The following is a 10,726-nucleotide window of genomic DNA, read 5'->3' on the forward strand; positions in this document are numbered from 1 at the left end:
CCATGCCCTACATCAGCGAAACGATCATCACCACAGTCAACAAGATAGGCGACGTCCACATCGCGCCGATCGGCATCATCGCCGAGAAGGACGGCTGGGTCATCGCGCCGTTCCGGCCGTCGGTCACGCTCGACAATCTCGCCGAAGTGCCGTTCGCCATCGCCAATTACACCGACGACGTGCGCATCTTTGCCGGCTGCCTGACCGGCCGCAAGCATTGGCCAACCGTCGCGGTCGACGGGTTTGCGGTGCCGCGGCTCGAGGCGGCGCTCGCGCATTCGGTTCTCGAAGTCGAAAGTGTCGATGACGACGCTATGCGACCTCGCCATTTCTGCCGCGTGGTGCGGGAGGAAACGCATGCGCCGTTCACCGGTTTCAACCGCGCCAAGGCGGCGGTGCTGGAGCTGGCCATCCTGGTCAGCCGGCTCGGCATGCTGCCGCGCGACAAGATCGAGGCGGAAATCGCCTACCTTTCGATCGCCATCGAAAAAACCGCGGGCGAGGGCGAGAAGGAAGCCTGGGGCTGGCTGATGCAGCGCGTCGGCGATCATCTTGCGGCCGAGGATGCCAGCGGCGAGGATGCGCGGGGCTGAACCGGATGTGCTGAACCTGGGTAAGCGTCCGGGCTGACGTGGTTTAGCGTGATACACGGTGGCGGTGATCTCAAACGGCGGTGTCGACCCTTTGCGGTCATTGAGCCCGGTATGCACGATGACCGGAGTGCGGGCCGGGTACGGACTGGCGGCTTTGCGAGAGGGCATCCGGGCAAGCAGACATCCGCTTGCGTTCGAAACCGACACCTTCGCTCGCTGCTGGATGGTCAACATAGAACGTTCCGTCGCTCCACTTGGCGCGGATGATCACCGCCAACTTGGGAGCCACCGCGACACAAGCCTTGCGGTGGCACGATCGTTTGGCGATCTGCGGACCCCAACTCTTGACCTTGTCCTAGCCGCGTCATCAGGCCGGGCTGGGTGGCTGTGCAGCAAGGGCAGCCTTGCATTAGCATTCCCGCTTGAAGCCAAGCGAGATTTCGGCTCGTATGCAACCACGTTATTGGGATGTTAGCTGCAATGTATCCGCAATCAAAAAGTTTCTCGCGCAAATTTTTGACAGCTAAATTCGTGTTACTTTCAGTGATCTCCTTACAGCCAGCAACAGCGGCTTCTGAAGAAATTTACTACGGTTCTCGCGCTGGAATGAGTGCAACCGTCGTCTCAAAAAGCGGCATCGGCACAGCCAACGCGGTAATCCGAGTCGAGCATTTGCCGAAGAACGCCAAGGCATATTGCGTCGAATACGAACAAGACAACTCAATGGCCTGCGTACGGAGAACCATGGTGGATGTGAAGATCCCGGATCGGGTTTCTGGCAACTGCACGAAGAAGACGTGGTCTGATCTCAGCGGCCGATCTTATGCATTTCTCGGGCGGCACAAGGCAGGCGACTTCGCGCCTGACTATGCGATAAAGCATGCGCTGTCAGGTGAAATTCTCGATGGATCGAGCGCCTCGGGCTATGGAGAGGCGCTCTCGGTCTTCCAGGCGTTGTGCCCGGGCATCGCAAAATAACGATGGTTAGCCTCTCAAAGATTGTTGCCATAGCCGCGCTGGTCGCAGCTCGGCCTGCCAATGCCGCAGACGTAACTTCTCTCGGAGTTTCAGGGGACGCTGGCAACCTAACATTGACGCTTCGGCTAGAGGGCGAGATTTCAGACGGGGATTCGGGGCGGTTCCAAAGCGCGCTTGCAAAGAGTGAGGTTCTTAGCCGTTGGGACAAACGTGTTCTCGAACTCAATAGTCCCGGAGGCAGCTACATTGAGGGACTCAGGCTTGCTGCCGAGATCCGAAGACATGGGGTGGAAACGATCGTACGATCGCGCGACACCTGTTACTCAGCCTGCGCGTTGGCCTTTATGGGAGGTGCGGAGTGGCTGCGGGATGTCGGTGTCGATCCCAACAGAATACCAAATCAGCTTCCGGCGCGATCAATCGAGCGCGGGGCTGTCGTTGGCTTTCACGCTCCATATTTAAACGTCCCCGAAGCCGACTATTCGTCAGAAAAGGTTCAGGGCGCGTATCGGATGGCGGTTGATTCCATCGCTGCCCTAATTCAGCTGTCAGACTATCTCTACATTGAATCCGAAGAGCTTCCGCGCTTGCTCGAACCGGATCAAAATTCTGCTTTCACACTGGACACTGTAGACGCTGTTCGGACGCTATGGGTCGATTATGCGGACTATTCATTGCAAACGCGCAACCTGCCATCAATAACTCAAACGATGGTCATGAGTGCCTGCATTAATCGCTGGTATCACTCCAAGCGGCGCAGTGCGCTGCCTGGATATGCGGTCGCTGCCCAGACGCTCAAGGATTTCGATGAGGGCAGTGAACTTCTCGGGAATGACGAAACTGGGAAAGCATTTGGAGTTAGGGCTGTTTCGAAAGGGACAGTGACTGCAAAGGTTGCGTATCTTCCGATTACAATGACGCAAGACCAGAAGAATTTCATATGGTGTGTATTTAGCCTCGAAAGGGACAGCCCGAGTATTTTCTATCGATCGAGCGGCTCGATTGCCGAGCTGTTTGAGCCAATCGAGTCGAAAGGGGGTCTCTGGGAACTGGAGCAAGCTGAAGGAACTGTCAGGCCTGAGGCGGGCCTAGGTATCTCCCAAGGCATGTTGCGCGTTTTGGACATGGTTCCGGCCGACACCAAGCTTGATGAAGTTGAGACGGTCGTTGAGAAGTTATCCCAGTCCGAAGTGTCACTGCTGGCAGGCGTTCAATGACGCTGGCGAGACGGCTGGATAGCCTCACCGTGCGGCCGATGATAAGCCCAGCAACAGGTATGCTTTTGGCTATCTGGCTCGTATCGGCGATGGTCACGCTAATCAGCCCGACGAAGGCAGCGACAGTCGAGAAGTCCGATACTGCGAATTGCCTTTTGGTGATCCGCGGCGAGATCAAACCGGGCGACTTCGATAATTTCGTTCTGCTTAGCAAGGCAATTTTGCCAGGGAACGACGGCGAGTCGACATCCAAAGACCTCGTCTGTTTGGACAGTCCGGGCGGTAGCCTCAGTGAGGGCGTAAAGTTCGCGAACCATTTCTACAAAGAGGGCGTTGGGACCGTCGTTGACGATGGTCAGGGCTGCTACTCTGCATGCGCGATCATGTTCATGATGGGCACCGCTCAAGGCTCTGAAGTCGCCTTCGCCAATCGAAAGTTACATGTCGGCGGAAAGCTCGGTTTCCACCGGCCATTCCTGACAATTCCATCAGGGGATGCCGTCGACAGCGGACTGCTGGCAAAGGCGGCGGACTCTGCCTACTCCTCAATGCTCGATCTCTTGGTGGTTGCCAACGCAAAGTCGCCATGGAGCAGCGATCCGATGATGAAGGCCGATCTTATCCAAAAGATGCTGACGCATATTGGCGATGACATGTTCATGATCGACACGGTCGATAAGGTCGGCCGCTGGAATATCGAACTCATCGGCGCAATTGAACCAAAGCTCTTGAGCGCCGAGCAGGCCTTCTACGCCTGCGAAAACTCGTTGCAATGGCAGGATGGTTTAACAGATGACGACATAACCTATTCCAAAGTTGGCATAGGATCCAACGATCAGCCCCGCGCAAAGCCCATATCAACGAATGACGGTGCAGTAGCATTCGAGATCGAAGGTTTGGCTGCCGGATATGCCGCAGAGAGCTGCATTGTAGTTGCAACGAAGAGTGGCGGCCTCGCTGGTTGCGGCTATGACGAAACGACCAGTCTTCGCATTGGGCAAGGTGAATGCACTTCTGTCAATTTCCAAGATCGGACCTACGGACTTCAGGCCATTTCCGGATTCAATCCATCGACGCGGATCGAGACGCTGCGAGCGAATGCTATCGCAATCGCGGCAGATACTGGGGCATCGAGGGCACGATGCTACGTGGTCAAAGGAGCAAGCATCATCGACGATGAACCGTGTCAGGTCGTTGAGATCGGCGATGCCGAAGTCAAGGAGAGGCGTGCGGCCATCACTCACTACTTGTGGCCATCTGGCTCAAAGACGGTCGTTGTCCGCTTCTCTGATAGTTATGAAATCAATGGTGCTCCAGCGGAACGGCACCAACAGGGGAAGTTTGACTACTGTTACCGCAACTCCGTCACCCAGAATGACTTCTGCGTCCTCGCTGGGCCTGGTTAGAAAAGGTGTCGTGGCGGACCGCGAGAAACATCTCGTCGTGCGTTGGGGGCTGTCCGTTTTCCGACGCAAAAGACCGCTGCAGTTCATCCATCGGATGTCCGGCTGTGGAGTGACGCCGAAGTCAACCGAATGACCGATTTGGGGCGCGAACCGGACATGCGCCGAGCGGGTGCCGAACGTTGGGTTCCCACCCTGTTGCGGCCTTGCGCGCGGTCCGATTTTGGAAGCGCTGGTGCGGGTTGAGATCTTTCAAGCCTGGGCAGTACCTCATGTCCCCGATTGATCGGATGGCCGTGATACAGCACCTATAATTGAGATCCCGCCAACAGCGCCACCGCTGATGCAGGCGCCACGCTGCTCGCTTCGCCGCGAACGGCGTCATCTGCGGGGATGATCTCGGCGAAATCGACGAAGCGGCGTTCCATGCGTTCGGCCAACCGCCTGATCTGCCAGCGGCCGGTTCCGGCGCCGACGATCGGCGCGTCCGGGGCAAGGGGGCCGGCAACCAGGGATGCTGCGTCGTGGATCTTGCGCAACTGCTGCTCGCTGAACCAGCGCGCGACTTCACGCCATTCCGGCAGGGTCAGGTCGGCGGCGTCGCGGCCGATCATGCGCGCCAGCCGCGCGATCGAACCGTCGATCGTCTTTTCCTTGCCATCGGCGGAAGCGTGCCTGTCGTCCTTCTCGTCGAGCACCCCCAGGATCCGGTGTGCGTCGGCGATCGAGGCGAAATATTCGTTCATCAGCGGTGTCAGTCTGCCGCGGACGGGGGCCGACGAGGCCACGCCGAACAGGAACGTCCTGGTGAAGCCGGTATAGACCAGTTCGCCGCTCAGCAGCCGTCCGGCATCGGTGTAGCCGTTATAGGCGACGGCGCCATTTTGGACGGCGAGAATGTCGGTGGTGGTGGAGCCCATATCGACGAACAGGGCATCGCCGACGAGTTTTGCCACCAACGACGCCGTCGCGTGCCAGTTGGCGGAGGCCACATCGGGGCTCAGCCGCGCTGCCTGCTCGACCTCGACAAAGCCGGACGGTCCGGCATAGATCAGTTTTTCGCCTGGGAAACGGCTTGAAATCTCATCGAGCAGAGCTGCGACGCCGGCGTCGCGGGACGGAAAGATGTCCGCCAGTTCACCGGTCATGGTGAATGCGTTGAGATCGGCGCCCGCATAAATCGGAGCCGTTTCCTCGAATGCCAAGGTCAGCTTGTCGAGCCCTAGCCAAAGCGGCGTGGCGATCGTTACTGCCTCGACGATGCGGCCGTCTTGCGCGCGCGTCACCTTCAGATGCGCGCCGCCAATATCGAAGCCGGCAATGATGCTCTTTCTTTTTTCCACACTTCAAGCTTTCATCACAGGGACAGTTGGCAGGGACAGTTGGTTAGCGAGAAAAGCGTTGCGTATCATTCCGGTTCTCGACCTGAAAGGCGGCGAAGTGGTCCGCGCCCAACAAGGAAAACGCGATCGCTACAGGCCGATCGTCACGCCGCTCAGCCAAAGCTCCGATGTCGTCGCGGTCACTGAGGGCCTGCGCGGGCTTTACCCTTTTCCGACCTTCTATATCGCCGATCTGGATGCCATCGAAGGCGGGACGCCAAACAGTGGCGCGCTTGCCCGGCTGAAGGGAATGGCGGAGCCGTTGGAGCTTTGGGTCGATGCCGGCATCGCCGACGAGAAAACACTTTCGGCAGCACTTGCCGAACCCTGGCTTTGCCCGGTCTTGGGTTCCGAATCGCAGCGAGACGACGCGCTGTTCCGGCGTTTTTGCGATCATCCGGACCTTATCCTGTCGCTGGATTTCTTCGACGACGGATTTCGCGGTCCGGCTTCGTTTCTCGACGAGCCGGAGCTTTGGCCGCAAAAGGTGATCGTCATGACATTGGCCAAGGTCGGCTCCGCCTCCGGTCCCGATTTCACGCGGCTCGAGGTGATCAAGGCAAAGGCTGGAAGCCGTTCCGTGATCGCGGCCGGCGGGGTGCGCAACGAGGCTGACATTCGCGCCCTTTCGTCACTCGGTATCACTGCTGCGCTGGTCGCGACCTCGCTGCATGACGGCACGCTCACGCCCGAACACCTCGCGACGCTTGGCGCCTGACATTCGCGTAACCTCGAACTCGGCCTCGGAAACTGTGCCTCAGATTAAGAGCGGCGAACTCTCAAGTCGATCGTCTCGCCGCTCTATCTCTTTGCTGGAGCATCGGATTTCCCAAAAACTGGTCCCCCCTCGGGTCAGGCCTGAGGGCAGTTTTTTTGGGTCCGATGCTCTAAAGGCCCAGTAGCTTTTTCAGGCGGCGCAACAGGCCCTCCGGCTCCGCGGAGGGTTTTATCTGTGCGGGGCTGTCTCTTGTCTAAGCCGCGAACGGATGCTTCACCTGGTCCCGCTTATCCGTGGCTTCGGCGGCCGTCGGCGTTCCTGCGACGGCGCGTTGGATGGCTTCCTTTGTCGCTTCGTAATTGTACTTCTGGATCTTGGCGTCGTCCGCCGCGTCCCAATGAATGAAAACGCCGACGCAGATGAACAGATCGTCCGCCTCACTGGCAGGAATGATCCCCTCGGCGACGCTGTCCTGCACTGCCTTTGCGACCGCATGCTGGGCCGGGCCGAACATCTGCACGGCCTGCTTGGCGCCCTTGATCGTGACCTTATTGAACATCACGGTGTTGGGCTTGCACTGAAGATTGGGCGCGATCACCGCCAAAAGGGAGGTAAAGCCGTCCTTGTTGTTGGTAAGCGCGTTGCAAAATGCCGTTTCGACCGCGCTCCCCCGCGGGCCGATGAGCAGGTCGACATGCGCCACTTCGTTGCCGTCTCCTACCAGCGATTCACCGACCATTACTTTCGAGATCTTTGCCATGCCAATTTTCCTCCAAGACACAGTTATGGTGTCCAAAGACGCCGCAAACCGAGCGAGCGCTCGATGGACAGCTATCCTTGTTGGCAGCGCCCGGACATCCGGACCGGTTGGCTGGATAGCCGCGGAAGCCCAGCTTCCGCTCCTGAAAGTCAACCACCAACGTTGCGATTATGCAAGCTGAACGCCGAGGAGGTGGACTAAAAGAGTAGCCACGGTCAGGTCGGCCGAGGTGCCGGGGTTGACCTTGTCCGCCTTCAGCCGGCGGTCGAGCTCCATGAGCCGACGAATGCGTGACGCTTCGTCGTCGTTGGCATGGAGCGCCGCCTGAACGGCAACGGCTTCTTGCCGCGCCTGATTTGCGGCTTCAGCGCCATGGTTGCGCACCACATGACTGTCGGGGAAGCCGGCGAGAAACGCCATATAGGCGAACACCGTCGGCCACATGCCGCCTTCCCCGCGTGCCAACGCCGCTTCCAGAGCCGCAAGCCCGACGCCGAACACGTCGCCGAAACCGGTAACATACTGACGGGCGATCATGTCGCGGTCGGCCGCCTCCCGCATGGCTTCGAGCAGATGAACCTTCGGCTCCTGCCGCACATCGTTCGCGGCCTCTCCAAGGCCGCCCGGCGCGGCCGCGACGATCGCCTCGAACACCGCCTTGGTATCGTCCATGCTCATTGCGCGCAGCACCGCGCCGAGATTGTCGTGCAGCCGATTGTCGTGCAGTGGAGCGCCCGTCATTTCGGCGGCGCATAGCAGAGGCGCCGCCAGAAGGATGATACCGAGATTGGTGTTGGTCGCGACCGCCAGACGTGTCGCGCGGACCGCTTCCAGCATACGCTGTCCGACCGGCAGGCGAGGATCGGTCAGCGGCCCCGACGAGACCTCTGCGCTCATCATGAACTGAGCGGCGGACATGCCGTGCCCGTCGGCGAACAGGTGGACGTTGCCCGGTTTCAGCGCCTCGATCTCCATCCGGCAGGCGTCCTTGTAGGCAACCCGGAGGCGTTCTCGGGAAAGCGCCCGGCTCGTCACGAATTCGCCGGCGCGGTGAGGCGGTAGGGGCGCGCCGCCGCCGCCCCCTCTGGGCGATCAGCTCGGCGATCGGCCAGGAATTTCAGCAGGGCGTCGGCAATCGCATCGGCGATGTTCACCGCGACGACCGATTGAAGCCCGGACCAGGCGGGCATGCTGTTGACCTCCAGCACGAACAGCTTGCCGTCGGCCGCCGGCACGATATCGACGCCGGCGAAATCCGCTGACATAGCGGCGGCGGCGGCTCTTGCCAGCGCCGCCAGTTCGGTTTCGGCGTGCCCCGAGACTTGCTCGGGCACCGCCCCGCGATTGATGTTGGTGATCCAGTCGTCGCCACGCCGGCTCATCATCGCCAGGACTTCGCCGGCGCAGACGAAAACGCGAAAATCGCGGAAAGGAGGCCCGGGACGCGGCACGTAATGCTGGAGATAGTAGACGCTGTTCACCTCCTCGTCAGCGGGGAGATCGGACAATGTTTCGATCAGCCTGATGCCGCGGCCCTGCGCGCCGAAAAGCGGCTTCAGCACCAGCGGCGTGAACGGCAGTTCGCGTTCGGCGATCGCTTCGGCCATGGCACGTCCCTCGACCGCGAATGTCGGCGGCGTCGGCAGGCCGGCATTCTTCAGGAGGAAGGTCGTCATCGACTTGTCGACGCAGCGTTCTATCGCCTGCGCGGAGTTCCACACCGGAATGGAAAGCTTGGCGAATGCGTGCAGCACACCGAGGCGCCGGGTGACCGCTTCGAACGATCCGGCGGCGATCGAACGGACCAGCACGGCATCGGGCAGCGCGCCGTCGAGGCCGGGGATCGACAGTCCGCTCGGGCTGCCGGTGTCGAACGCGATCGCCGCCAGCGGCACGGTTGCGACAACGGCGCCCCGCCTGTCCAGCCTTGCCGCCAAGCCCTTAGAGCGGGTGTCCGAGACATCGCTGACGATCAGGATGCGGGGGATCATGTTAGGCCTCGGATACCGGTATACCGAAAGCCCGAGCGAGCGGCCCGGCAGGCGGATGACAGACGAATCCATTGCACCGCCATGGTTTAGCCGAGGCTCCGTTCGAGCATTCGCAGATCACGCTCGCCGGCGCGAAACGTGTCGCCGGTCTCGATCGCCGTGACGATCACTTCGGCCGGGCTGAACAGCAGTGGATCGATGGCATAGAAATCACCCTTGAACCGCTTGAAAACCTCGGCGAACGGGTGGCCGTGGTCCCGAGAGGCGCGGCTCGGCAGTCGCTCGGCGAGCTCACTGGCGTCTTTCGCCGAGCCTTTTACGAAAAGCTGAACGCTGCCGCCATAGATGATGGCGTCGTTGGTTCTGCCCATTGCGGTCAGGAAATCCGGATGGGGGGCAGGGATAGGCGCCGTGCCGATGCCGTCGACGATATTCTCCAGCGGAAACTTGAGATCGTTGCTCTTGTGCAAGGCGACCTCGAGCGCGCGCGCAACGATCTGCACGCTGCCCGCAAGGCTTTGTGTCGGCGCATAGAGGAAGGTGAGCTTGTCGGTTGGCAGTCCGGTCGCCTTGCCGACCTTCTCGACGATCGCTTGGGGCGGCGGTTCGGCGGTCTCCAGGATAAGCACGGCGGAAGACGCGGTGTCGCGATAGGAAAGCGCTTCGAACAGCGGCTCGACGCGGGCGAGCGCCCGCGCCGGTCCCGATCCCATGGCGAAATAGCCCTGGCTCGACAGGTTCCAGCCCGCATACTGGCTGCCCAGGCAGGCGAGCACCGGCTGCGAGGACCGCACTTCGATGGTCAACGGCCATTTCTCCGACGCGCGGTCCATGCAGACCGAGATGCTGCCGAGCCCGCCCATCGCCGCTTCCGCCATGCGCAGCCCGGCCTCGACGCCGCCGGTGGCCTTGGCGCCGGCATCGATCAGGCACTCGCCCAATGGCCCCCTGGAAACGGCGATACGCAGGCGTTCGGCGTTGCCGATCATGCCGTCGATGATGCGCTGCGCATTGTCGTTCAGGAATGCCGAACCGTCTTTCATGTCCGGTCTCCTTCCCATTGGTGTTGCAACCGGCTGGCTTGTCCCTTGATGAGCCGCCTGGTCAAATTGGCGCTCGGACCGCGCGCGAAGATGGTGCAGACAGGATCGCCAGCAATAAGACGGGTGCCGGGCGACTGATGGTCCGCAGTCCATTCAGGCCAGGCAATCGATGGAAACTGGGCGATCGGCGCCGCGGCGTAGGTCACCATCGATGCCATCGAATCGATGAAGCGCGGCAGGTGGTAGGCCCTGCCTGCCGCAGCGCGCAGATGCGCTTCGATCAGCGGCGCGTCGGCATCGTCGAAAATGTCGAGCGTGGCGCCTGGCCTCGGGTTGATCTCGATGAGCTTGTAGCCATCCGGTCCGCGAATGAGATCGGCGCTGCACAATCCGACCAGGCCGGCGCGGCGCACCAGGCCTGAAAGCCAGCCGCGGATCATCGCCGCCTGCCTGCGATCGAAGCGTCTCAACCGCACGGCGCCGCCATAGCGGTAGGGCGCTGCCGGGGCGGGGGACGCCCATTGTTGGCTGAAGCCGACGATATCGGCGCTTTGGCCGTCGCCGACGAACAGAGCCGAGATGCTGCGGCCGGCAACGAAACGCTGGAAATAGCGGCCGCCAGGGACCTGACACTGTAATAT

11 protein-coding genes and 1 pseudogene are annotated in these 10,726 nt (G+C 60.8%); 5 read left to right on the top strand and 7 right to left on the bottom strand.

Translation table 11 applies throughout. The features are described from left to right. The first annotated feature begins 2 nt into the window (after positions 1–2). The gene (locus tag EOB36_RS19995) at positions 3–593 is read left to right on the top strand and encodes a DUF447 domain-containing protein (RefSeq protein ID WP_128285520.1); all 591 of its coding nucleotides are present in this window, start codon (positions 3–5) and stop codon (positions 591–593) included. Between the two features lie 97 nt (positions 594–690). On the opposite strand, the pseudogene EOB36_RS35250 reads toward EOB36_RS19995, so the two are convergent. Then, a pseudogene (locus tag EOB36_RS35250) lies at positions 691–957 on the bottom strand (hypothetical protein); the annotation flags it as partial. Between the two features lie 116 nt (positions 958–1,073). Between EOB36_RS35250 and EOB36_RS20005 the strand changes: the two are divergent. The 3 genes from EOB36_RS20005 (at position 1,074) to EOB36_RS20015 (ending at position 4,194) form a co-directional block, all read left to right on the top strand. After that, on the top strand, positions 1,074–1,571 hold the full coding sequence (locus tag EOB36_RS20005) for a hypothetical protein (protein WP_245467841.1): 498 nt from the start codon (positions 1,074–1,076) through the stop codon (positions 1,569–1,571). 287 nt (positions 1,572–1,858) lie between these two features. After that, on the top strand, positions 1,859–2,788 hold the full coding sequence (locus tag EOB36_RS20010; protein WP_128285521.1) for a hypothetical protein: 930 nt from the start codon (positions 1,859–1,861) through the stop codon (positions 2,786–2,788). Then, positions 2,785–4,194 carry a hypothetical protein gene (locus EOB36_RS20015; protein ID WP_128285522.1) on the top strand — a complete coding sequence of 470 codons (1,410 nt, stop codon included), beginning with the start codon at positions 2,785–2,787 and terminating at the stop codon, positions 4,192–4,194. Before EOB36_RS20010 ends, EOB36_RS20015 begins: the two co-directional genes overlap by 4 nt. A 305-nt stretch (positions 4,195–4,499) precedes the next feature. On the opposite strand, the gene EOB36_RS20020 is transcribed toward EOB36_RS20015, so the two are convergent. Then, entirely contained in the window at positions 4,500–5,534 is a 1,035-nt protein-coding gene (locus EOB36_RS20020; RefSeq protein WP_128285523.1) for a hydantoinase/oxoprolinase family protein, read from the bottom strand. A 58-nt stretch (positions 5,535–5,592) separates the two neighbouring features. On the opposite strand from EOB36_RS20020, the gene EOB36_RS20025 reads away from it, so the two are divergent. Next, positions 5,593–6,291: a HisA/HisF-related TIM barrel protein gene (locus EOB36_RS20025; RefSeq protein WP_245467842.1), complete on the top strand. Its 699-nt coding sequence runs from the start codon at positions 5,593–5,595 to the stop codon at positions 6,289–6,291. A 253-nt stretch (positions 6,292–6,544) separates the two neighbouring features. Here EOB36_RS20025 and fae read toward each other — a convergent pair whose 3' ends face one another. From fae to EOB36_RS20050, 5 genes are all read right to left on the bottom strand, one after another. Then, positions 6,545–7,051, bottom strand: a complete 507-nt coding sequence (fae, locus tag EOB36_RS20030) for a formaldehyde-activating enzyme (RefSeq protein ID WP_095489033.1) — start codon at positions 7,049–7,051, stop codon at positions 6,545–6,547. A 168-nt stretch (positions 7,052–7,219) separates the two neighbouring features. Continuing rightward, positions 7,220–8,086, bottom strand: coding sequence for a triphosphoribosyl-dephospho-CoA synthase (locus EOB36_RS20035; protein WP_245467843.1), 867 nt, complete (start codon positions 8,084–8,086; stop codon positions 7,220–7,222). Further along, entirely contained in the window at positions 8,083–9,114 is a 1,032-nt protein-coding gene (locus EOB36_RS20040; protein ID WP_245467844.1) for a RimK family alpha-L-glutamate ligase, read from the bottom strand. Before EOB36_RS20040 ends, EOB36_RS20035 begins: the two co-directional genes overlap by 4 nt. Positions 9,115–9,128: 14 nt before the next feature. Continuing rightward, positions 9,129–10,085 carry a methenyltetrahydromethanopterin cyclohydrolase gene (gene mch / locus EOB36_RS20045; RefSeq protein WP_128285524.1) on the bottom strand — a complete coding sequence of 319 codons (957 nt, stop codon included), beginning with the start codon at positions 10,083–10,085 and terminating at the stop codon, positions 9,129–9,131. Next, the coding region (locus tag EOB36_RS20050) for an ATP-grasp domain-containing protein (RefSeq protein WP_128285525.1) at positions 10,082–10,726 on the bottom strand (645 nt) is incomplete at its 5' end. The genes EOB36_RS20050 and mch, both read right to left, overlap by 4 nt.

The organism is Mesorhizobium sp. M6A.T.Cr.TU.017.01.1.1, assembly GCF_004023115.1.
GTDB classification, from domain to species: domain Bacteria; phylum Pseudomonadota; class Alphaproteobacteria; order Rhizobiales; family Rhizobiaceae; genus Mesorhizobium; species Mesorhizobium mediterraneum.

What these genes read in the sequence shown, in the direction of transcription:
- EOB36_RS20005 (WP_245467841.1), top strand. Translation starts at nt 1,074, where the DNA reads ATGTATCCGCAATCAAAAAGTTTCTCGCGCAAATTTTTGACAGCTAAA.
- mch (WP_128285524.1), bottom strand. Translation starts at nt 10,085, where the DNA reads ATGAAAGACGGTTCGGCATTCCTGAACGACAATGCGCAGCGCATCATC.
- EOB36_RS19995 (WP_128285520.1), top strand. Translation starts at nt 3, where the DNA reads ATGCCCTACATCAGCGAAACGATCATCACCACAGTCAACAAGATAGGC.
- EOB36_RS20015 (WP_128285522.1), top strand. Translation starts at nt 2,785, where the DNA reads ATGACGCTGGCGAGACGGCTGGATAGCCTCACCGTGCGGCCGATGATA.
- EOB36_RS20040 (WP_245467844.1), bottom strand. Translation starts at nt 9,114, where the DNA reads ATGGATTCGTCTGTCATCCGCCTGCCGGGCCGCTCGCTCGGGCTTTCG.
- fae (WP_095489033.1), bottom strand. Translation starts at nt 7,051, where the DNA reads ATGGCAAAGATCTCGAAAGTAATGGTCGGTGAATCGCTGGTAGGAGAC.